Genomic DNA, 22190 nt, shown 5'->3' on the forward strand with positions numbered 1-22190 from the left:
CCCTGTGCGCGGGGGCGCCCGTGGCTGTCGTACGACTCCTTACAGGGCCTGGGACGCCGGCTTCACCATGTTCCGTACCGTGCGTGCCTTCACGAACTCGCCCATCGCCGTCATCTCCCACTCGCCGGAGAACTGGCGGATCAGCTTGGCCATCATCACGCCCGTCTGCGCCTCGGCGCCGGTGAGGTCGAAGCGGACCAGCTCCTCGCCGGACGCGGCGTCCAGGAGACGGCAGTAGGCCTTGGCGACCTCGGTGAACTTCTGGCCGGAGAAGGAGTTGACCGTGAAGACGAGCCCGGTGACCTCCTGCGGGATACGGCCGAGGTCGACCACGATCACCTCGTCGTCGCCTCCGCCCTCGCCGGTGAGGTTGTCGCCGGAGTGCCTGATCGCGCCGTTGAGGATGGAGAGCTTGCCGAAGTAGCAGCTGTCGACGTGGTTGCGCTGGGGCCCGTAGGCGATGACCGACGCGTCGAGGTCGATGTCCTTGCCGCGGAAGGCGGGCTCCCAGCCGAGGCCCATCTTGACCTGGGAGAGCAGCGGGCGGCCGCCCTTGACGAGGGACACCGTCTGGTTCTTCTGGAGGCTGACCCGGCCCTTGTCGAGGTTGATCTTCCCGGCCCCGGGCGCGGGAGCCGCGGGGGCGGGCGGGGCGGCCGGGGGAGGCGGAGTCATGGACATCGACGGCGCGGGCGGTGCCACCGGGGGCTGCATCGCGGGCTGGGGAGGAGCGACGGGAGCCGGCGCCGGGGCCGGCTCCTCCACGGTGACGCCGAAGTCGGTGGCGATGCCCGCCAGTCCGTTGGCGTACCCCTGGCCTACCGCGCGCGCCTTCCAGGCGCCGCCCCGCAGATAGATCTCCACGATCACCAGTGCCGTCTCGGTGCCCAGTTGCGGGGGCGTGAAGGTGGCGATGACGCTGTGGTCGTCCGCGCCCCGGATCGTGGCCGTCGGCTCGATGCCCTGGAAGGTCTGGCCCGCGGCGTCCGGGCTGGCGGTGACCACGATCTTCTCGATGCCCGGGGGGAGGGCGGCGGTGTCGACGACGATCGCGTCCGGCGCCGTACCGCCGCCCGACCGGTAGGTCACGCCCGGTCCCGTCGGCTGGTTGTAGAAGATGAAGTCGTCGTCGGAGCGCACCTTGCCGTCGCCCGTCAGCAGCAGGCCCGACACGTCGAGCCGCACCGGTGCGGCGACGTCCACCGCCACGCGCGCGGTGGGGAGAGGGATGTTCGAGCCAGGGGTCATAGCTGTCATGCCCGGTGAACGAACGAGGTCGCTTTACCGTTCCCTTAAACTTCCGCTTCCCCTTCCGGGGCCCCGGTTTCTAGGGCACCACGACGATCTTCCTCCCCACCCCCGCCGCGAACTGGTCCAGCGCCTCCGGGTAGCGCTCCAGCGGGATGCGGTCGCTGATGAACACCTCGGGGTCGAGGACGCCGTTGGCGAAGAGCTCGGCCGCGCGTTCGAAGCTGTGCAGCACCGCCATGGAGCCGGTGATGGTGATCTCCTGGTTGTAGATGCGGTACGGGTCGATCGTCACGCGGGTCGCGTAGTCCGCCACGCCGAACTGCAGGAACGTCCCCGCCTTCGCCACGCGTTCCAGGCCGTCCTGGATCGCCGCCGCGTTGCCGGTCGCGTCCACCACCAGGTCCCAGCCCTGCGGCCGGTCCAACTCGTCGGGGGTGACCGCCGAGCCCGAGACGCCCAGGCGCCGGGCCGTCTCGAGGCGGTTCGGGTTCAGGTCCACCATGTCCACGCTCGCCGCGCCCGTCCGCTTGGCGAGTTCGAGCATCATCAGGCCCATCGTCCCGGAGCCGTAGATCAGGACGTGCGCGCCCAGGCGGGACTGCAGGACGTCGTAGCCCCGGACCGCGCAGGACAGGGGCTCGACGAGGGCCGCGTCCTGGGTGCGGACGTGCTCCGGCAGCTTCACGCAGTTGGCGACCGGGGCGACCGCGTACTGGGCGGCGCCGCCCGCCGCAGTGACCCCGATCGCGGCCCACCGCTCGCAGAGGTTGTTGTGGCCCGTACGGCAGTAGCGGCACTCGTGGCAGTACAGCGACGGGTCGACGGCCACCCGGTCGCCGACCGCGACTTCGGTGACCTGGGTGCCGACGCCGACCACCTCGCCGGCGAACTCGTGCCCCGGCACGATCGGCAGCTTCGGCGCGAACTCGCCCTGGAGGATGTGCAGATCGGTGCCGCAGAGGCCGCAGGCCGCGACCTGGACGACGACCTCGCGCGGGCCCGGCGTCGGGTCGGGGACCTCGGTGACGACGGCGCGGCCCACGGACTCGATGACGGCGGCCTTCATTTCACGGCTCCCAGCGACAGGCCCTGGACCAGCTTGTCCTGGGCGGCGAACCCCGCGGCGAGCACCGGCAGGGAGACGACGAGCGACGCGGCGCACACCTTCGCCAGGAACAGGCCCTGGCTGGTGATGAAACCGGTCAGGAAGACGGGGGCGGTCTCGGCGACCACGCCCGTCAGGACTCGGGCGAAGAGGAGTTCGTTCCAGCTGAAGATGAAGCAGATCAGGGCGGTGGCGGCGATGCCCGGCAGGGCGATCGGCGCGACCACGCGCGCGAGGATCGTCGGCAGGCGCGCCCCGTCCACCCGCGCGGCCTCGATCACCGCGACCGGGACCTCGGCGAGGAAGGACTGCATCATCCACACCGCGATCGGCAGGTTCATGGAGGTGTAGAGGATGACCAGCAGCCAGATGTTGTCGAGCATCCCGGTGTTCTTGGCGAACAGGTAGATCGGCAGCAGGCCGGCCACCACCGGCAGCATCTTCGTCGACAGGAAGAAGAACAGGACGTCCGTCCACTTCTTCACCGGGCGGATGGAGAGGGCGTACGCCGCCGGGAGCGCGAGCAGCAGGACCAGGACCGTCGAACCGATCGACGCCACCGCGGAGTTGATCAGCGACGGCCAGGGGCTCGCGCCGCCGCCCGTGCCGAAGAACTCGCGGTAGCCGTCCAGGGTGAGGGCGGCGCCGAAGGACGGCGGGTTGGTGGCCGCGTCCGACTCGGAGTGGAAGGACGTCAACGCCATCCAGGCGATGGGCAGGAAGAAGACGATCCCGACCAGCCAGGCCACCAGGCCCAGGCCGACTCCCTTGCGGCGAGGGCCGGTTGATGTGGCGATCGTGCTCATGCGCGGGACACCTCCTCGCGGAACAGGGACGACACCACGCGCAGGGCGAAGGTCGCGATGATGATCGAGCCGATGACCACCAGGACGCCCGCGGCCGAGGCGAGGCCGTTCTCGTGGGCCTGGTAGAAGCTCTGGTAGACGGTGTAGGGGAGGTTGGCGGTGCCCAGCCCGCCGGAAGTGATCGTGAAGACCGCGTCGAAGTTCTGGACGATGTAGATCGAGCCCAGCAGGGCGCCGAGTTCGAGGTAGCGGCGCAGGTGGGGGAGCGTCAGATGGCGGAAGATCTGCCAGTCGTTCGCGCCGTCGACCCGCGCGGCCTCCACCTGCTCGTTGTCGCGGCTCTGCAGGCCGGCCAGCAGGATCAGCATCATGAACGGCGTCCACTGCCAGATCAGCGAGGCCTCCACCGCGAGCAAAGGGGTGTTGGAGATCCAGTCGGGCTGTGGGCCGCCCACGTAGTGCAACAACCCATTGAGAAGGCCGTATTCGGGGTTGTACAGCACATGCTTCCAGAGCAGGGCCGCGGCGACCGGGACCACCAGGAAGGGCGCGATCAGCAGGGTGCGGACCACCCCCCGGCCCCGGAACCTCCGGTCCAGGAGCAGCGCCAGGGCCAGGCCCAGGACCAGGCTGACCAGCACCACCGTGACCGTCAGTAGGACCGTCGTCCACACCGAGTGGCGCAGGTCCGCGTCGGTCAGGACCTGCTTGTAGTTGTCGATGCCGGTGAAGTGACGGGCCTTCGGGTAGAGGGCGTTCCAGTCGAAGAACGAGATCACCAGCGTGGCCACGAAGGGCAGCTGGGTCACCGCGATCATGAAGGCCAGGGCGGGCAGCAGCGGGGCGCGGGTGGCCCAGGCGCGCAGCCGGGCGGAGGGCCGGGGCGTGCTGCGTACGGATGTCGCGGCCATCGGGGCCGTCGTTGTCGCGGTCATCGTCCCTCGTACTCCTTCGAGATCTTCTCGGCGAGCTGCTGGGACTTCTTCAGCGCCGAGTCGACGGACTGGCGCCCGGCGATGGCGGCACTGATCTCCTGGGAGACCTTGGTGCCGAGATCGGTGAACTCGGGGATGCCGACGAACTGGATGCCGGGCGCGGGGCGCGGCTGCACCCCCGGGTCATGGGGCCTGGCCTCCTCGATGGCCTCCTTGGTCATCTCCTGGAAGGCCGCGGCCGACTTGCGGTAGTCGGCGTTCGCGTACGTCGACGCGCGCTTGCCCGCGGGCACGTTGGGCCAGCCGCTGGTCTCGCCGACCAGCTGCTCGTACTGCTTGCTGGACGCCCAGGAGACGAACTTCCAGGCCTTGTCGGAGTTGTGGGACGCCTTCTGGATGCCCCAGGCCCAGGTGTAGAGCCAGCCGGAGGAGTCGGTCTTCTCGACGGGCGCGGGGGCGTAGGCGAGCTTGCCCTTGACGGGGGAGCCGCTCGCCTCCAGTGAGCCGGCCGCGGACGTGGCGTCGTACCACATGGCGACCTTGCCCTGGGTCATGTTGTTGAGGCACTCGGCGAAGCCGGACTGGGCGGCGCCGGACTCGCCGTGCCTGCGGACCAGGTCGACATAGAACTTCGTCGCCTTCTCGAAGGCGGGGGCGTCGAGCCGGGCCTTCCAGTCCTTGGTGAACCAGGTGCCGCCGAAGGTGTTGACGACCGTGGTGAGCGGCGCCATGACCTCGCCCCAGCCGGGCAGGCCGCGCAGACAGATACCGCGCATACCGGGCTTGGCGCCGTCGACCTTGGCGGCCAGGTCGGCGACCTGCTCCCAGGTGGGGTGGGCCGGCATGGTCAGGTGCTTCTCGGCGAACACGTCCTTGCGGTACATCAGGAACGACGACTCGCCGTAGAACGGCTGCCCGTAGAGCTTCCCGTCGTCGGCCGTCAGGGACTGCCGCATCGGTTTGAGGACGTCCTGTTCGTCGTACGACGGGTCCTTGGCGACGTACGAGTTCATCTCCTTCAGCCAGCCGTTCTTGGCGTAGATCGGTATCTCGTAGTTGGAGAGCGTCGCCACGTCGTACTGGCCTGCCTGGTTGGCGAAGTCCTGGCTGATCTTGTCGCGGACGTCGTTCTCCGGCAGCACGGTGAAGTTCACCTTGATGCCGGTCTCCTTGGTGAAGTGCGCCTTGGTGAGTTTCTGCAGCTCCACCATCTGCGGGTTGTTGACCATCAACACGTTGACGGAGTTGCCGCCGGAACCGGACCCGCCCGCCCCGACCCAACAGCCGGAGAGCAGCGGGGCGAGCAGCGTCCCTGCGGCGGCCAGGGCGAGCGTGGCTCGCGGTGGCCGTCGTCGGCTCTGGGTTCGCATGGATCGCTCCTGAACATATGGGGGGATTAAGGGCGCGACGTGGCGTGGAAGTGCCCAGCGGAAGAGGCCGGTCGGGAAGGTCAGACGCGGATGACCTGTGGCCCCAGCAGTGAGTAGCGGTGGGCCTCGGCCGACGGGAGCAGGGTGCTGGTGACGATCGTCTCCAGCGCGCCGATCTCCGCGAACCGGCAGAAGCTGACCGCGCCGAACTTGGTGTGCACGCCCGCGAAGACCGTGCGGCGCGCGGCCCGCATCGCCTGTGCCTTGACCTCGCTCACGGCCGGGTCGGGAGTGGTCAGGCCGTGCTCGCGGGAGATGCCGTTGGCGCCGATGTAGGCGAGGTCGAGGACGAAACCGGCCAGCATCCTGGTCGTCCAGTGGTCGACGGTGGCCAGCGTGCCGGGGCGGACCCGGCCGCCGAGCAGGAGTACCGAGACCGTGTCGGCCTCGGCGAGTGCGCCGGCGACCGGCAGGGACGCGGTGACCACGGTCAGCGGCCGGTCCCGGGGCAGTGCCTCGGCGATGAGCTGCGGGGTGAAGCCCTCGTCGACGAAGACGGTCTCGGCGTCCCCGAGCTGCTCGGCCGCGGCGGCCGCGATCCGGCGTTTCTCGGGTACGTGGCTGGTGGCACGGAAGGCGAGCGTCGTCTCGAAGCCGGCGCTCTCCACGGGATAGGCCCCGCCATGGGTGCGGCGGATCAGCCCGTGGTCCTCCAGGGCGCGCAGATCCCGTCGTACGGTCTCCTTGGCCACGCCCAGCTCGTCGGCGAGCGCGGTGACGTCGACCGCGCCGGTGGCGCGCGCGGCCTGCACGATAAGCCGCTGGCGGTCTTCCGCCGTCTTCGCGGTGTTCGCCGTCATCGCCGTCACCCGCTTCCCTGCTGCGCTGCCCGTTCGGGCCAGGTGGGGCCCATGCAGGAATTTCTACAACCGGTGTCCGGCACTGACCAGGCCTGTTGCAGGACCGATGCTGCCCGTATGCGCCCGTTTGCGGAGCGGAGTGCCCGCCTCGGACCTGCGCGGCTGGGGAAGAGGGCGTGGGATCGGGCACGGGCGGTGCCCGAATACGGCGGCGGGCGGGCCCGTTCGGTGCCCGCCCGCCGTGAGATCCAGCCGGTCAGTACGGCCAGATCGGCGGGTCGCTCACGAAGGCGCCGCCCAGGTAGGCGTGCGCGATGTTGTCCGGCTCCAGCTCGCCCTGCTCGGCGATCAGCTTCTCGGCGTACGGCTCGGAGTCGTCCCGCGGCTCGTAGCCGAGGGCGCGCGCGGTCGACAGGTCCCACCAGAGGCGGGTGTTGGCGGAGGAGCCGTAGACGACCGTGTGGCCGACGTGCTCCGCGGTCAGGGCCGCGTGGAAGAGGCGGGCGCCGTCGGACGGGCTCATCCACACCGACAGCATGCGCACGCTGCTGGGCTCCGGGAAGCAGGAGCCGATGCGGACGGAGACCGTCTCCAGACCGTGCTTGTCCCAGTAGAGCTGGGCGAGGTCCTCGCCGAAGGACTTGGACAGGCCGTAGAAGGTGTCCGGGCGGCGCGGGGTGTCGACCGGGATCAGCGGGTCGGTGCCCTGGGGGCGCGGGGTGAAGCCGACCGCGTGGTTGGAGGAGGCGAAGACGATCCGGGGCACGCCCTCCTCGCGGGCGGCCTCGTACAGGTTGTAGGTGCCCTCGATGTTCGCCTTGAGGATCTTCTCGAAGGGGGCTTCCAGGGAGATGCCGGCGAGGTGGAGGATCGCGTCGACGCCCCGCACGGCCTCGCGCAGGGCCTTCTTGTCGGCGAGGTCCGCGGTGATCGCGTCCGGGTCGCCCTCGATGGGGCGCAGGTCGAGGAGGCGCAGCTCGTAGCCGAAGGCGGGGAGCAGGTTCCGCATCAGGGTGCCGAGCCCGCCGGCGGCGCCGGTGAGCAGAACGGTGCGGGGGGCTGGCATCCGCGGGTCTCCTTGGGTCGATGGCCATGTGCGCGCACGGCATTCACATTCATGGACAAAGTAAGGATCACTTCCCTGACTCGTCAAGGGTGGCGCAGTCCATGTTCATAAACATAAACTTCGATCAGAAGCCTGCACGTTTCCGTCCTCGTTCTAGGGAGAGCCTGTGACGCCTGCCGACCTCGCCGCTCGACTCGGCATCCCCAGCGGGCCGCTGTTCTTCCCCGTCACCGCCTACGGCCCCGACGGCTCGCTCGCCCTCGACGTGTACCGCACCCATGTGCGCCGCGGGGTCGAGGCCGGGGCCGCCGCGGTGTTCGCCTGCTGCGGCACCGGCGAGTTCCACGCGCTCACGCCCGAGGAGTTCGAGGCGTGCCTACGGGTGGCCGTGGAGGCGGCGGACGGGCGGGTGCCGGTCGTCGCGGGCGCCGGGTACGGCACCGCGCTCGCCGTGCGGTACGCGCGCGTGGCCGAGGCCGCCGGTGCGGACGGGCTGCTCGCCATGCCGCCGTACCTCGTGGTCGCCGGCCAGGAGGGGCTGCTGCGGCACTACCGGGAGGTGGCCGCAGCGACCGCGCTGCCGATGATCGTCTACCAGCGCGACAACGCCGTGTTCACCCCGGAGACCGTCGTCGAACTCGCCCGCACGGACGGCGTCATCGGCTTCAAGGACGGCCTCGGCGACCTCGACCTCATGCAGCGCATCGTCAGCGCCGTACGCACCGAAGTCCCGGGCGAGTTCCTCTACTTCAACGGCCTGCCGACCGCCGAGCAGACCCAGCTCGCGTACCGCGCCGTCGGCGTCCCGCTCTACTCCTCCGCCGTGTTCTGCTTCGCCCCGGAGATCGCGCTGGCCTTCTACGAGGCCCTCAGGACCGGTGACGACACCACCGCCCACCGCCTCCTGGACGGCTTCTACCGGCCGTTCGTCGAACTGCGCGCGCAGGGCCGCGGATACGCCGTCTCCCTGGTCAAGGCGGCCGTACGACTGCGCGGACTGGACGTCGGGGAGGTCCGGCCGCCGCTGCACGAACCGACCGAGGATCATGTGAAGCAGCTCGCTCAGCTGATCGAGCGCGGGTACGCGCTGTTGGAGGACGGCAAGTGAAGGCGTCGACGTTCGTCTACCCCTGGGACGTCATCGGGGACCCGGAGGCCGCGGGACGCATCGCCGCGCTCGGCGTCCAGCAGGTGACGCTGGCCGCCGCGTATCACTCCACGCGCGCGTTGACGCCCCGTCACCCTCGTCATCGCATCGTCACGGCCGAGCACGCCGCCGTGCTGTACCCGACGGACGCGCGCTGGGAGGGTCGTGAGCTGCGCCCGTACGCGGCCGGCGACTGGGCGCCCGGCGACGCCTACGGCGAGGCCGCGGCGGCCCTCGCGGACGCCGGCCTGGAGGTGCACACCTGGGTCGTCCTCGCGCACAACTCCCGCCTGGGCGCCGACCGTCCGGACACCTCGGTCGTCAACGCCTACGGCGACCGCTACCCCTGGGCCCCCTGCATCGCCCAGCCCGCCACGCGCGCGTACCTGATCGACCTCGCCGCCGAGGCGGCCGTACGGCCCGGGGCCCACGGCACCGAGCTGGAGTCCCTCGGCTGGTACGGCCTCCAGCACCTGCACGCCCACGACAAGACCGGTGGGGTCGGCCTCGGCGACGCCGGGATGTACCTGATGGCGCTCTGTTTCTGCGCCGCCTGCCGGGCGGGCTACGGCGAACAGGGCCTGGACGCCGACCGGTTGGCCGCCGCTGTACGTGACGCGCTGGAGCCGCTGTGGCAGGGCGCGCCCGGCGACGGGGAGTGGGCCGGGGTCGAGAAGCTGCTCGGCGAGGCGACGGCGGCGGCCACGCGCGCGTGGCGCGACGAGACCGCCCGCACGCTCCAGGAGGCGGCGGTGCGCGCGGTGCGCGAGGCGGCCCCCGAGGGCTTCCAGGTGCTGCTGCACGCCGACCCGGTGACCCACCATGTCGGCGCCAACCCGGGCGTCGACCCCGCGCACATCCTCTCCGTCGCCGACGGCGTGGTCGTGCCCTGCGCCGGCGGCCCCGGCCTGCTGACGCCCTTCGCCGAGCAGGGCCGCGAGGGCGCGGTCGTCGCCGCCAACTTCCCGGTGATCGCGGGCATGGGCGGCAGCCCGGACACGCTGGCCGCGGACGCTGCGGCGGCCCGGGAGCTCGGGGCCACCGAACTGCGGCTGTATCACGCCGGGTTGGCGTCCGACGGCGACCTGGAGGCGGTGCGCTCGGCGCTCGCCGGGCTCTGAAGCAGCGGGGCGGCCGTCGCCAGCAGGGCCACGCCGAGGACGAGCAACAGCGGGCGGTAGTCGGTGAGTTCGACCAGGCCCGCGCCCAGGGCGAGGCCCAGCACGTTCGGCGCGAAGATCAGTGTGTCGGCCGACGCGCTGACCCGGCCGAGCAGCGCGTCCGGTGTCCCGCGCTGCACGGCCGTCATGGCGGCGATCAGCACACACGGCAGCCCCGCCCCGCTCGCCAGGCCGCAGGCCAGCACCACGGCGTCGTACGGGAGAGCCCGTCCGGCCACCGCGAGGGCCGTGAGGGCGATCCCGTACGCGGCGAACCGGCGTTCCCCCAACCGTCGCAGGGCGGGCCCCGAGGCCAGCCCGATGACCACCGAACCGGCGCCCTGGACGGCGTAGAACGTGCCCGTGTACGCGGGGGAGTGTCCGAGGCCCGCGACGACGGCGTAGATCATTGCCCCGCACACACCCGTGAAGAGCATCGTCGCGCCGCCCGCCCTCACCAGCGGGCGCAGCCCGGGATGCCGCCACAGGAAGCGCGCGCCCTCGGCGGTCTGCGCACGCCACGCGCGTGTGGCCAGCTCCGGCCGCTCCTCGCGCACCCGCACGCACGCGTACAGCCCGGCCGCGCACAGGAAGGTGGCCGCGTCCAGCAGGGCCACGCTCGGGCCGCCGTACGCCGCGTACAGGCCCGCGCCCGCCAGGGGGGCCAGCAGCTTCATGCCCTCGCGGACGGTGGTGCGCAGCCCGTTGAAGTCCCCGAGCAGCTCCGGGGGGAGTACGGCGGCGACGAGGGCGGACTCGGCCGCCGAGTCCACGACCGAGGCGGCGCCGTACAGGAACAGCACGGCGAAGAGGAGCCACAGCCGGCCGGGGGAGTCGACGGCCGGGAGGGTCAGCAGCAGGGCCGCGGGCAGCAGGTTGCACGTGATCAGCAGGGGTTTGCGGCGGGTGCGGTCGGCGAGGGTGCCCAGTGCGGGGCCGCACAGGGTCGGTGCCCACAGGGCGAGCATGCACAGCGCGGCGAGGCCGTTCGAGCCGGTGAGGTCCTTCACCCACACCCCGGACGCCAGCCACAGCGCGGAGGTGCCGAAGCCGGAGACCACGAGGGCGGCCAGATACAGGGCCGCGTTGCGATGGCGCAGGACGCGTGCCGGCGGCCAGGTCGTTGTCGTCATGCCTGGTCATCGTGGGCCTAAGGCGGGGGTGTGGGGATCGGGCAGGTGCCTTGGAAACAGGGTGAACGGCAAGCCGACTCCTTGAGCGGGACGGGAAAACGATCTCGACGCGGCCCCGGGCCGTCAGGTAAAGTGAAGGCAAAGAGACGTGCTGGAGAGTCGAAGGAGGCGACGACGGTGTTCGATCTGCGGACAGAGGCGGAGATGAGGCTGCACTCGGAGAAGACGGCGAGGGAGCTGGCTCTGCGGAAGCAGCGGGAAGAGGGCGGCGAGAGCGGCGTCGCCTCCGAGGTGGCTGCTCCGGTCGAGGAGGAGCGCGCGGTGTGACGACGGTGCGATGAGTTTCGGGGGCCGCGTCGGTCCACCTCTCGGACACAGAACTGTGAGGAGCGGTGAATGACCGACGCGAAGCTCGACCTCGGACCACAGACACGCGTCATCGCGGGGCTCGCTAAGGGCGTGCGCGACGACCGACTGACGGCGGAGACGCCCTGCCCCGACTGCGCGGTGCGCAAGATGCTGGGCCATCTGCTCGGCCTGTCCGTCGCGTTCCGTGACGCCGCCCGCAAGGACCTGGGCGTCATGACCGCCACGGCGCCGGACGCCGCCGCCACCGACCTGGACCCCGACTGGCGCGAGGTACTCCCCAAGGTGCTCGGCGAACTGGCCGACGCCTGGCGTGACCCGGCCGCCTGGACCGGCATGACCAGGGCCGGCGGCATCGACCTGCCGGGCGAGGTCGCGGGCGCCGTCGCCGTCGACGAACTGGTCATCCACGGCTGGGACCTGGCCCGGGCCACCGGCCAGGAGTACGTCCCCGACCCGGCCGCGCTTCAGATGTCGCACGACTTCCTGTACGTGGCGGCCCAGGACCCGAGCAGGGGTGGTGGCATCTTCGGGCCGGTGGTGCCGGTGCCGGAGGGTGCGCCGTTGCTGGACCGGGCGGTGGGGCTGAGCGGTCGGGACCCGGGCTGGAAGCCGTAAGCCGACGGCCGGGCGCGATGTTCCGGGGCGTGCGTCCGTGCGGGCACCGCACGCCGACCACGACGCCGATCTGATCTCGCCTTCCATGCGTTCGCCCATGGCGGCCTCACCCCGACAGCCCCCTCCCCGTCTGTTCCTCTGTGAGTCCGACGGTGATCACCCATGTGGGGCCCACGGCGTACGAGGGTGTGACCAGGACCGTCTGAACCACCCGTGCCGGCAACGCGCCTTTGAACCCACCCGCCACCCGAACTTCCTTTGTCAGAAGCATTGACGAAACATCCGCCCCCTCCTACCTTCAACGCGTCGTACTTCGTACGTCATATATGAGACGCGATACGCGAGATCAGATACGCGACATCGAGAGGGCCGTATGACCTCTGTGCCCACGCCGATCCCGTCCCGCACGCAGTACGTGCTGGACGCGATCAAACACCGCATCCTCACCGGGCAGTTGACGCCGGGTCAGGCTCTGGTCGAGACCGAGCTCGCCGCGCAGTTCGGGGTCTCCAAGACCCCCGTGCGGGAGGCGCTCAAGACCCTGGCCGGTACCGGGCTCGTCGTGATGAGCCAGTACAAGGGCGTCACGGTGCGCATGGTGGACGCGGACATGGCGCGCGAGGTCTACGACGTACGGCTGCTGCTGGAGCCCGAGGCGCTCAGGCGCTCGGTGCGGCGCGGCGCCTCCCTCGACGCCGCGCGTGACGCGCTGACCCGCGCCGACGACGCGAGCGACACCGCCGAACGGTCCCTCGCCAACCGGGAGTTCCATCGCGCCCTCTATGTGCCGTGCGGCAACCCGCTGCTCGGCCGGATGCTCGACGAGGTCCGCGACCAGGCCGCTCTCGTCTCCGCCGTCGCCTGGGCCGCCAACCCCTCCTGGGAACGGGAGGCCGCCGAGCACCGCGAGATTCTGCGGCTCGCCCTGGAGGGCGACTCGGACGGGGCCGCACGCGCGCTCCACGCCCATATCGCGTCCTTCGTCCAGCGGGCGTTCCCCGAGGCGCCGGAACAGGAAGGTCAGGCATGAGCAGCGCCACGTTCGAGACCCAGCGGGCGGCCCTGGCCGACGTGGTGGCGATCCCGGTGACTCCGTTCGCCGAGGACGGCACCGTCGACCAGCAGGCCCACCGGGCTCTGCTGCGTCGCCTGCTCGAAGGCGGGGTCCGCACCCTCACGCCCAACGGGAACACCGGTGAGTTCTACGCCCTCACTCCCGAAGAGCGCCGCCTGGTCACCGAGTCGACCATCGACGAGACCGGCGATCGAGCGGTCGTCCTCGTCGGTGTCGGACACGACGTTCCGACCGCCGTCGCCTCCGCCCGGCACGCCCGCGAACTCGGCGCCCGGATGGTGATGGTCCACCAGCCCGTCCACCCGTACGTCTCCCAGGCCGGCTGGGTCGACTACCACCGCGCCATCGCCGAGTCCGTCCCCGAGCTGGGCGTCGTCCCGTACATCCGCAACGCCCAGCTGCCCGGTGACCGGCTCGCCGAACTCGCCGACGCCTGTCCGAACGTCATCGGCGTCAAGTACGCCGTCCCGGACGCCGCCAAGTTCGCCGCCTTCGCCCGGGACGCGGGCCTCGACCGCTTCGTGTGGGTGGCGGGCCTCGCGGAGCCGTACGCCCCCTCCTACTTCTCCGCGGGCGCCACCGGCTTCACCTCCGGACTCGTGAACGTCGCCCCGTCCGTTTCGCTGAATATGATCGAAGCGCTTCGATCCGGCGACTACCCGGCCGCCATGAAGGTCTGGGAGCAGATCCGCCGCTTCGAGGAACTGCGCGCCGCCAACGGCTCCGCCAACAACGTCACCGTCGTCAAGGAGGCCCTCGCCTCCCTCGGCCTGTGCCGCCGCGACGTCCGGCCGCCGAGCAGGACGCTGCCCGAGGACGAGCGGGCCGAGGTCGCCGCGATAGCCGCCGGGTGGTCGATATGAACGAGCGCGTCGGAAGAAAGCGTCCCGAGGAACTCAGAAGCCACCAGTGGTACGGCACCGAGGGCCAGCTGCGCACCTGGTCGCACAACGCCCGTATGCGGCAGCTGGGTTACGAGGCGGAGGAGTACCGGGGCCGCCCGGTGATCGCCGTCCTCAACACCTGGTCCGACATCAACCCCTGCCACGTCCATCTGCGCGAGCGCGCCGAGGCGGTCAAGCGGGGAGTGTGGCAGGCCGGGGGCTTCCCGCTCGAGTTCCCGGTCGCCACGCTCTCGGAGACGTACCAGAAGCCGACCCCGATGCTCTACCGCAACCTGCTCGCGATGGAGACGGAGGAACTGCTGCGGTCGTACCCGGTCGACGCGGCGGTGCTGCTCGGGGGCTGCGACAAGTCGACGCCGGCGCTGCTGATGGGCGCCGCCTCGGCTGACGTACCGTCAATCTTCGTGCCCGCGGGGCCGATGCTGCCGGGGCACTGGCGCGGTGAGACCCTCGGGTCCGGCACCGACATGTGGAAGTACTGGGACGAGCACCGCGCGGGCAACCTGACGGACTGCGAACTGCGGGAGCTCCAGGGCGGGTTGGCGCGTTCGCCCGGTCACTGCATGACCATGGGCACGGCCTCCACGATGACCGCGGCGGCGGAGGTACTCGGCATGACCCTGCCGGGCGCCTCCTCGATTCCCGCCGTCGACTCGGGGCACGAGCGGATGGCCGCCGCCTCCGGGCGCCGTGCCGTGGAACTCGCCTGGACCGGGCTGAAGCCGTCGGAGATCCTCACCCGCGAGGCCTTCGAGGACGCCGTCACCACGGTGCTCGGGCTCGGCGGCTCCACCAACGCCGTGATCCACCTGATCGCGATGGCGGGGCGCTGCCAAGTGACCCTCACCCTCGACGACTTCGACCGTATCGCCCGTACCGTCCCGGTGCTGGCCAACGTACGGCCCGGCGGACAGACGTACCTCATGGAGGACTTCTACTTCGCCGGCGGCCTGCCCGCCTTCCTCTCGCGGATCACCGACCTGCTGCACCTGGACCGGCGGACCGTCAACGGCACGCTGGGGGAGCAGGTCGAGGGCGCCGTCGTCCACGACGACGACGTCATCCGCACCCGCGACAACCCGGTCGCCGGCGAGGGCGGGGTCGCCGTCCTGCGCGGCAACCTCTGCCCGGACGGTGCGGTCATCAAGCACATCGCCGCCGAGCCGCACCTGCTCAAGCACACCGGTCCCGCGGTCGTCTTCGACGATTACAAGAGCATGCAACGCACCATCAGCGACCCCGAGTTGAACATCACCGCCGACAGTGTGCTGGTGCTGCGCAACGCCGGTCCCAAGGGCGGCCCCGGCATGCCCGAGTACGGGATGCTGCCCATCCCGGACCATCTGCTGAAGCAGGGTGTGCGGGACATGGTGCGGATCTCCGACGCCCGGATGAGCGGCACGAGTTACGGGGCGTGCGTGCTGCACATCGCGCCGGAGTCGTACATCGGCGGGCCGCTCGCCCTCGTCCGCACGGGGGACTCGATCACCCTGGACGTCGAGGCACGGACCCTTCAACTCAACGTGGACGACGGTGAGTTGGAGCGGCGCAGGGCGGACTGGGTGCCGCCGCCCACCCGTTACGAGCGCGGCTACGGCGCGCTCTACAACGAGCAGATCACCCAGGCCGACACCGGCTGCGACTTCGAGTTCCTGGCCCGTCCGGGCAAGGTGCAGGACCCCTACGCGGGCTGACCGCCACCGCACGACCTTGCACACCCCTGCACCAGGAGAAAGCGCTTCCTGTACGACGCACGCACGAGCACGCACGACGTACCGAGAACGGAGAACAGTCATGGCCCAAGCCGCAGCCGTGGCGAAACCGCCCGCGCCACCCCGGCGACGCCGTGCCTCCGCCACGCCGCGCAGGCTGCCGTACCTGCTGATCGCGCCGGCGGCCCTGCTGATGCTGGGTTTCATCGCCTACCCGGTGATCAGTGTCTTCTACTACAGCCTGCAGAACTTCAACCCCACCAAGCCGTGGCGGAACGGCTTCGCGGGCTTCGACAACTTCGTCCAGATCTTCACCAAGGACACCCAGTTCTGGGACACGCTGACCTTCAGCGCGAAGTGGGTCGTCGTCGAGGTCGGACTGCAGCTGCTCTTCGGTCTCGCGCTCGCGCTGATCGTCAACCAGACCTTCGTCGGGCGGGCGTTGGGTCGCGCGCTGGTCTTCTCCCCGTGGGCCGTCTCCGGCGTGCTGACCTCCGCCATCTGGGTGCTGCTCTACAACTCCCAGACGGGCATCACCCGTTACCTCGCGGACGCCGGCATAGGGTCCTACGGCACGAGTTGGCTCTCCGACACCTCGACCGTCTTTCCGGCAGCCATAGTCGCCGACCTCTGGCGCGGTGTCCCCTTCTTCGCGATCCTCATCCTCGCCGACCTCCAGTCCGTCTCGAAGGACCTGTACGAGGCCGCCGAGGTCGACGGGGCCAGCCGCATCAAGCAGTTCTGGCACATCACCCTGCCGCATCTGAAGGACGCCATCGTCCTGTCGACGCTGCTGCGCGCGGTCTGGGAGTTCAACAACGTCGACCTGCTCTACACCCTCACCGGCGGTGGGCCGGCCGGCGAGACGACCACCCTTCCCCTGTACATCGCCAACACCAGCGTGGACGCCCACAACTTCGGCTACGCGTCGGCCCTGACCACGGTGGCGTTCGTGATCCTGCTCTTCTGCTCGATGGTCTATCTGCGGCTGAGCAAGTTCGGAGGTGAGGAGAAGTGATCACCGAGATCGCACCCGCGCCCGAGCGCGTGGCCACCGAGCCCGCCCGTCCGAGGAAGAAGCGCCGCGCCTGGGACGAGGTCCCCCGCCGGCACATCTACCTCCCCCTCTCGATCTACCTCGTCTTCACCCTGATCCCCTTCTACTGGATCCTCCTCTTCGCCCTGCGCCGGCCCGGCTCGACCTCCCTCGTGCCCTGGCCGATGACCTTCGACCACTTCGAAAAGGTCTGGAACGAGCGGGCGTTCGGCACCTACTTCCAGAACAGCGTGCTCGTCGGCATCGCGACCCTGGTGATGACGACCGTGGTCGCGCTGGCCGGCGGCTACGCCCTCGCCCGGTTCAACTTCCGGATCAAGAAGGTCTTCATGCTGGCCCTGCTCTGCACGCAGTTCGTGCCGGGCGCGCTGCTCCTGGTGCCGCTCTTCGAGATCTTCGCCAACCTGCGGATGATCAACTCGCTGGCCAGTGTCGTCATCGCCGAGACCGTCTTCCAGCTGCCGCTGTCGATGATCCTGATCAGCGGCTTCATCCGGAACGTGCCGTACTCCCTCGAAGAGGCCGCCTGGGTCGACGGCTGCAATCGCTTCACCGCCTTCCGGATCGTCGTACTCCCGCTGTTGCGGCCCGGGTTGATCGCCGTCGGCTCCTTCGCGTTCGTGCATGCCTGGAACCACTTCCTGTTCGCCCTGATGTTCCTGAGCGACCAGAGCAAGCAGACCATCCCGGTCGGCCTCAACACCCTGATGAGCGCGGACAGCGTCGACCTCGGCGCGCTCGCCGCGGGCGGCATCATCGCGGCCGTACCCGTCGTGATCGTCTTCGCCTTCATCCAGAAGTGGCTGATCACCGGGTTCAGCGCGGGGGCGGTGAAGGGATGAGACTCCGTCAGATCGCCGTGGCCATCGCTGTGTTGGGGCTGCTCTGTGTCCCGGCCCACGCCCAGTCCCGCGACATCGGCCGCGACACCCTCGCCTCCGACGACGGCTGGGCCGCCTACGGCACCGGCACCACGGGCGGATCGGCCGCGGACGACGCGCACGTCTACACGGTCACCGACCGCGCCGGTCTCGTCCGCGCCCTCGACGGCGGCAGCGACACCCCGAAGATCATCAAGATCGCGGGGACCGTCGACGCCGACACGGACGACGACGGCCACCACCTGGACTGCGACGACTACGCCACCGACGGCTACAGCCTCAAGAAGTACCTCGGCGCCTACGACCCCCGCACCTGGGGCTCCGCCAAGCCCAGCGGCGCGCAGGAGGACGCCCGCCAGGCCTCGGCGGCCCAGCAGGCCGAGCGGGTCGTACTGCCGGTCGGCTCCAACACGACGATCGTCGGGCTCGGCGACTCGGCGGTCCTCAAGGGCGCGAACCTCCAGGTCAAGAACGCCGACAATGTCATCATCCGCAATCTCGACCTGCGTGACGCCTACGACTGTTTCCCCGTCTGGCAGCCCAACACCGGCGGTCTCGGCGACTGGAAGACGTCGTACGACACGATCTCGCTGCTCGGCGCGACGCATGTATGGGTCGACCACATCACGGCCTCCGACAGGGGCCACCCGGACGCGAAGGAGCCGACCTACTTCGGCCGCAACTACCTCCGCCACGACGGACTGTTGGACATCACCAACGGCTCGGACCTGGTCACCGTCTCCTGGAGCCGCTTCCAGGACCACGACAAGGCGATGCTCATCGGCAACAGCGACTCGGCGACGGGGGACCGCGGCAAGCTGCGCGTGACCCTGCACCACAACCAGTTCGAGTCGGTCGTCCAGCGCGCACCCCGCGTCCGCTTCGGGCAGGTGCACGTCTACGACAACCGGTACGTCGTCCCCGAGGGCAGCGAGTACCGCTACTCGCTCGGCGTGTCGACCGAGTCCGCCGTCTACGCCGAGAACAACGCCTTCCACACCCCGAACCATGTCGAGGTCGCCGACCTGGTGAAGAGCTGGAACGGCACCGCCCTCCACCAGTCCGGCACCCTCTTCAACGGCTGGCCGGTCGACCTCCTGGCCATCTACGACGCCTACAACTCCGGCAGCGAGCGCGATCTCACCGCCGACGTCGGCTGGACGCCCACCCTCCACGGAAAGATCGACAGCGCCGGGGCGGCCGACCGAGAGGTGGCGCACGGCGCGGGCGCGGGGAGGATCCCATGAGCTCCACGGGTATCGACATCGTCCTGGTGGGCGGGCGGGGCCACGGCCGCTGGCACCTCGACAACATCCGCCGGCTCCAGGACAAGGGCATCGTCCGGCTGGCGGGCATCTGCGAGCTGACCCCGCTGGGCAGGGGCGAGATCCCCGACGGCCTCGGCACGCCCGAGCAGTCCGCCGACTTCGGGGCCCTTCTCGACTCGACCGGCGCGCGGATCGCGGTGATCTGCACGCCGATCCCGACGCACACGGACCTCGCGCTGGAGGCGGCGGCGAGGGGAGTGCACCTCCTGCTGGAGAAGCCGCCCGCGCCTTCGTACGCCGAGTTCCGCCGGATGGCCGACGGGGTCGCGGAGGCGGGCGTGGCCTGCCAGATCGGGTTCCAGTCGCTGGGCTCGCACGCCGTGCCGGCGATCCGCGAGATGGTCGCAGAGGGCGCCGTCGGCGAGGTCGTGGGGATCGGCGGAGCCGGGGCCTGGGCACGGGGGGAGGCCTACTTCCGCCGTGCGCCCTGGGCCGGCAAGCGGCGTCTGAACGGCGTCGACGTGATCGACGGGGTGCTGACCAACCCGCTCGCCCACGCCGTCGCCACCGGCCTGGCGCTGAACGGCTCCACGCACGCGGAGGACGTCACCGACGTCGAGCTGGAGCTGCTGCGCGCCAACGACATCGAGTCCGACGACACCTCCTGCGTCCGCGTCTCCACCGCGCAGGACCGCCAGGTCACCGTCGCCGCGACCCTCTGCGCCGAGCGCCCGGACGAGCCCTACCTCCTCGTCCACGGGACCAAGGGCCGGATCACCTTCTGGTACAAGCAGGACCGCGTCCTGCTCCAGCGGGCCGACCACGGCCCGGAGGAGTACGAGTACGGGCGCACCGACCTGCTGGAGAACCTGGTCGACCACCTCACCGACAGCGCCGAGCTGCTGGTCACTCCTGCCTCGACCGGCGCATTCATGAGGGTTGTTGAAGCGATTCGACTGGCCCCCGACCCGACCCCGCTGCCGTCCGGGGCCTGGCATCTGGTCCCCGACGAGGACCGCAGGGTCGTCCCCGGCATCGACGCCCTCGTGGCGGCCGCGGCCGACACCCTCGCCCTCTACTCCGAGTCCGGCGCCACCTGGGCCCTACCGAAAGAGGTGAGCACCTGATGACGACCAACGACTCGCCGGTCCTGCGCGTCGCGGGCCGCCCGGTCGGCCGCTACGTCACCCGGCCCGAACTGCCCGCCCGGCTCTCCCCACGCCCCTATCTGCACCCCGTCACCACTCTGGCCGGCACGGCGGTCACCGAGCTGAGCCCCGCCGACCACACGCACCACCTCGGCGTCGGTGTCGCCGTTCCCGACGTCGAGGGGCACAACTTCTGGGGCGGGCGGACCTACGTCCGCGACCAGGGGCCGACCGAGCTGGACAACCACGGCGCCCAGCGGCACACGTCCTTCCAGCTCCGTGACCCCGACGGCTTCGTGGAGGAGCTGCGCTGGGTGGCCTCGGGAGCCGAGCTGCTGCGCGAGCGCCGCACGGTGGCGGCCACCGAACTCACCGACGCCGCGTGGGCGTTGGACTTCACCTTCTCCCTCACCAATGTGACGGCGGACCCCCTCTCCATCGGCAGTCCGGCCACCAACGGCCGCCCCGGTGCCGCATACGGCGGCTTCTTCTGGCGCGTCCGCAAGGAGCAGGACACCCCGCACGTCTTCACCCCGGACCGCGAGGGCGAGCCCGAGGTGCACGGCAGCCGCGCCGCGTGGCTCGCCCTCGCGGGCACCACCTGGACGCTCGTCTTCGCCGGCGCCACGGATCAGACCCGCAAGGACCCGTGGTTCGTCCGCACCGCCGAATACCCGGGCGTGGGCTCGTCGTTGGCGCACGCCGAACGGCTCCCGATCGAGCCGGGCGACACCGTCGTACGACGCCTCGTGACCGTGGTCGCCGACGGGCGACTGGGCCGGAACGAGGCCGCGGCCCTGGTCCGCAAGGCGGTGAGCCAGTGACGACGTACACGAACCCGATCCTCGACGCCGACTGGTCCGACCCGGACGTCCTCCGCGTCGGCGACGACTTCTACCTCACCGCGTCCAGTTTCGGCCGCGCCCCGGGCCTGCCCCTGCTGCACTCCCGCGACCTGGTCAACTGGACCCTGGTCGGCCACGCCCTCGGGCGCCTGGAGCCCGCGGGCGAGTTCAGGTCCCCGCGCCACGACTGCGGCGTCTGGGCACCCTCGCTCCGCCATCACGACGACCGCTTCTGGATCTTCTGGGGCGATCCCGACCAGGGCATCTTCCAGGTCAACTCCCCTGAGATACGCGGCCCTTGGTCCCGCCCGCACCTGGTCGAGGCGGGCAAGGGCCTCATCGACCCCTGCCCGCTGTGGGACGAGGAGACCGGCGACGCCTATCTCGTGCACGCCTGGGCCAAGTCCCGGTCCGGGGTGAAGAACCGCCTCACCGGCCACCGTATGCACCCTGACGGGACGTCACTTCTCGACGAGGGCAAGGTGATCGTCGACGGCGACCGGATCCCCGGCTGGTTCACCCTCGAAGGCCCCAAGCTCTACCGGCACGAGGGCTGGTTCTGGATTCTGGCGCCCGCAGGGGGAGTCGAGACCGGCTGGCAGGGGGCCTTTCGCTCACGCGGCTTCTTCGGGCCGTACGAGGAGAAGGTCGTCCTGGAGCAGAAGGACACCGACGTCAACGGACCGCACCAGGGCGGCTGGGTGCGCACCCCGTCCGGCGAGGACTGGTTCCTGCACTTCCAGCAGCGGGGCGCCTACGGCCGTGTCGTGCACCTCCAGCCGATGCGCTGGGGCCCGGACGGCTGGCCGGCGCTCGGCGACGACGGCGCCCCCGTCGCCGTACACCCGAGACCCGAGCTGCCGCCGCAACCGCCGGCCGCGCCCGCCACCGACGACGACTTCCCCGGCGGACGCTTCGGCCGCCAGTGGAGCTGGACCGCCAACCCGCAGGACGGCTGGGCCACTCAGCACTCCGGAGACGGGCTCAGGCTGGCCTGCGTCCGCTCGGCCGACGCCCACGACCTGCGAAAACTCCCGAACGTCCTCACTCAGCGGCTGCCCGGCACGCCGTCCGCGGTCGAGGTGGAGCTGACCCTGCACAGCGAGGAGCCGGGGGCGCGGGCCGGGCTCGCGGTCCTGGGGGACGCGTTCAGCTGGATCGGGCTGCAGCGGGGCGCCGACGGGACGGTGCATGTCGTGCACCGGTTCGCCGAGGCGGTCGCCGAGCAGGAACGGGACGCCGAGCATCCGCGGCTCGCGCGGGAGGGGCGCGTGCGGCTGCGGATCGAGATCGGGGCCGGGGCGCGGTGCCGGTTCTTCTGCGACACCGGAGATGGCCCGCGCTCGTCCGGTCTTGTCTTCGCCGCCACCCCCTGGCGCTGGGTCGGCGCCCTGCTGGGCCTCTTCGGCCTCGCGCCCGCCGGATCGGGGCACGCCGGCGCGGCAACCTTCACGCACTTCAGGATCGACTCCTTGTAACCCA

The 22190-nt window shown here is 70.7% G+C and carries 21 protein-coding genes; 13 read left to right on the forward strand and 8 right to left on the reverse strand.

Annotated elements, in window-relative coordinates; genetic code table 11:
- Positions 1-39: 39 nt before the first annotated feature.
- From ACWC09_RS21350 to ACWC09_RS21380, 7 genes are all read right to left on the reverse strand, one after another.
- The gene (locus ACWC09_RS21350) at positions 40-1248 is read right to left on the reverse strand and encodes a TerD family protein (RefSeq protein WP_450852137.1); all 1209 of its coding nucleotides are present in this window, start codon (positions 1246-1248) and stop codon (positions 40-42) included.
- 79 nt (positions 1249-1327) lie between these two features.
- Positions 1328-2317 (reverse strand): zinc-dependent alcohol dehydrogenase family protein, encoded by a 990-nt coding sequence (locus ACWC09_RS21355; RefSeq protein WP_450852138.1) that lies wholly within the window; start codon positions 2315-2317, stop codon positions 1328-1330.
- On the reverse strand, positions 2314-3162 hold the full coding sequence (locus ACWC09_RS21360; RefSeq protein ID WP_450852139.1) for a carbohydrate ABC transporter permease: 849 nt from the start codon (positions 3160-3162) through the stop codon (positions 2314-2316). Before ACWC09_RS21360 ends, ACWC09_RS21355 begins: the two co-directional genes overlap by 4 nt.
- On the reverse strand, positions 3159-4097 hold the full coding sequence (locus tag ACWC09_RS21365) for a carbohydrate ABC transporter permease (protein WP_450852140.1): 939 nt from the start codon (positions 4095-4097) through the stop codon (positions 3159-3161). Before ACWC09_RS21365 ends, ACWC09_RS21360 begins: the two co-directional genes overlap by 4 nt.
- Positions 4094-5467, reverse strand: coding sequence for an ABC transporter substrate-binding protein (locus ACWC09_RS21370; protein WP_450852141.1), 1374 nt, complete (start codon positions 5465-5467; stop codon positions 4094-4096). The genes ACWC09_RS21365 and ACWC09_RS21370 overlap by 4 nt, the downstream gene beginning before the upstream one ends.
- Positions 5468-5547: 80 nt before the next feature.
- Positions 5548-6327, reverse strand: coding sequence for a DeoR/GlpR family DNA-binding transcription regulator (locus tag ACWC09_RS21375; protein WP_450852142.1), 780 nt, complete (start codon positions 6325-6327; stop codon positions 5548-5550).
- Between the two features lie 256 nt (positions 6328-6583).
- Positions 6584-7393 (reverse strand): NAD-dependent epimerase/dehydratase family protein, encoded by an 810-nt coding sequence (locus tag ACWC09_RS21380; RefSeq protein WP_450852143.1) that lies wholly within the window; start codon positions 7391-7393, stop codon positions 6584-6586.
- A 166-nt stretch (positions 7394-7559) separates the two neighbouring features.
- On the opposite strand from ACWC09_RS21380, the gene ACWC09_RS21385 reads away from it, so the two are divergent.
- Together ACWC09_RS21385 and ACWC09_RS21390 are read left to right on the forward strand one after the other, a co-directional pair.
- Entirely contained in the window at positions 7560-8501 is a 942-nt protein-coding gene (locus tag ACWC09_RS21385) for a 5-dehydro-4-deoxyglucarate dehydratase (RefSeq protein WP_450852144.1), read from the forward strand.
- A complete protein-coding gene (locus tag ACWC09_RS21390; RefSeq protein ID WP_450852145.1) occupies positions 8498-9661 on the forward strand; it encodes a hypothetical protein in 1164 nt (387 codons plus the stop codon). Before ACWC09_RS21385 ends, ACWC09_RS21390 begins: the two co-directional genes overlap by 4 nt.
- On the opposite strand, the gene ACWC09_RS21395 is transcribed toward ACWC09_RS21390, so the two are convergent.
- Positions 9598-10833: an MFS transporter gene (locus tag ACWC09_RS21395; RefSeq protein ID WP_450852146.1), complete on the reverse strand. Its 1236-nt coding sequence runs from the start codon at positions 10831-10833 to the stop codon at positions 9598-9600. The two genes, ACWC09_RS21390 and ACWC09_RS21395, sit on opposite strands and share 64 nt — an antisense overlap.
- 177 nt (positions 10834-11010) lie before the next feature.
- Between ACWC09_RS21395 and ACWC09_RS21400 the strand changes: the two genes are divergently transcribed.
- The 11 genes from ACWC09_RS21400 to ACWC09_RS21450 all read left to right on the forward strand — a co-directional run bounded on the left by ACWC09_RS21400 (position 11011) and on the right by ACWC09_RS21450 (position 22186).
- Entirely contained in the window at positions 11011-11160 is a 150-nt protein-coding gene (locus ACWC09_RS21400; RefSeq protein WP_450852147.1) for a hypothetical protein, read from the forward strand.
- A 69-nt stretch (positions 11161-11229) separates the two neighbouring features.
- Positions 11230-11817, forward strand: coding sequence for a TIGR03086 family metal-binding protein (locus ACWC09_RS21405; RefSeq protein ID WP_450852148.1), 588 nt, complete (start codon positions 11230-11232; stop codon positions 11815-11817).
- A 373-nt stretch (positions 11818-12190) separates the two neighbouring features.
- Entirely contained in the window at positions 12191-12847 is a 657-nt protein-coding gene (locus ACWC09_RS21410; RefSeq protein ID WP_450852149.1) for a GntR family transcriptional regulator, read from the forward strand.
- Positions 12844-13755 (forward strand): dihydrodipicolinate synthase family protein, encoded by a 912-nt coding sequence (locus ACWC09_RS21415; protein WP_450852150.1) that lies wholly within the window; start codon positions 12844-12846, stop codon positions 13753-13755. Before ACWC09_RS21410 ends, ACWC09_RS21415 begins: the two co-directional genes overlap by 4 nt.
- The gene (araD, locus tag ACWC09_RS21420) at positions 13752-15491 is read left to right on the forward strand and encodes an L-arabinonate dehydratase (protein WP_450852151.1); all 1740 of its coding nucleotides are present in this window, start codon (positions 13752-13754) and stop codon (positions 15489-15491) included. Before ACWC09_RS21415 ends, araD begins: the two co-directional genes overlap by 4 nt.
- A 100-nt stretch (positions 15492-15591) precedes the next feature.
- Positions 15592-16527, forward strand: coding sequence for a carbohydrate ABC transporter permease (locus tag ACWC09_RS21425; RefSeq protein ID WP_450852152.1), 936 nt, complete (start codon positions 15592-15594; stop codon positions 16525-16527).
- The gene (locus tag ACWC09_RS21430; RefSeq protein ID WP_450852153.1) at positions 16524-17408 is read left to right on the forward strand and encodes a carbohydrate ABC transporter permease; all 885 of its coding nucleotides are present in this window, start codon (positions 16524-16526) and stop codon (positions 17406-17408) included. The genes ACWC09_RS21425 and ACWC09_RS21430 overlap by 4 nt, the downstream gene beginning before the upstream one ends.
- Positions 17405-18694 carry a pectate lyase family protein gene (locus ACWC09_RS21435; RefSeq protein WP_450852154.1) on the forward strand — a complete coding sequence of 430 codons (1290 nt, stop codon included), beginning with the start codon at positions 17405-17407 and terminating at the stop codon, positions 18692-18694. Before ACWC09_RS21430 ends, ACWC09_RS21435 begins: the two co-directional genes overlap by 4 nt.
- Positions 18691-19842 (forward strand): Gfo/Idh/MocA family protein, encoded by a 1152-nt coding sequence (locus ACWC09_RS21440; RefSeq protein WP_450852155.1) that lies wholly within the window; start codon positions 18691-18693, stop codon positions 19840-19842. The genes ACWC09_RS21435 and ACWC09_RS21440 overlap by 4 nt, the downstream gene beginning before the upstream one ends.
- Complete coding sequence (locus ACWC09_RS21445) at positions 19842-20687, forward strand: DUF6807 domain-containing protein (RefSeq protein ID WP_450852156.1); 846 nt, start codon at positions 19842-19844, stop codon at positions 20685-20687. Before ACWC09_RS21440 ends, ACWC09_RS21445 begins: the two co-directional genes overlap by 1 nt.
- Positions 20684-22186, forward strand: a complete 1503-nt coding sequence (locus ACWC09_RS21450) for a family 43 glycosylhydrolase (RefSeq protein WP_450852157.1) — start codon at positions 20684-20686, stop codon at positions 22184-22186. The genes ACWC09_RS21445 and ACWC09_RS21450 overlap by 4 nt, the downstream gene beginning before the upstream one ends.
- Positions 22187-22190 lie beyond the last annotated feature (4 nt).

This window comes from Streptomyces sp. NPDC001617 (genome assembly GCF_053596855.1).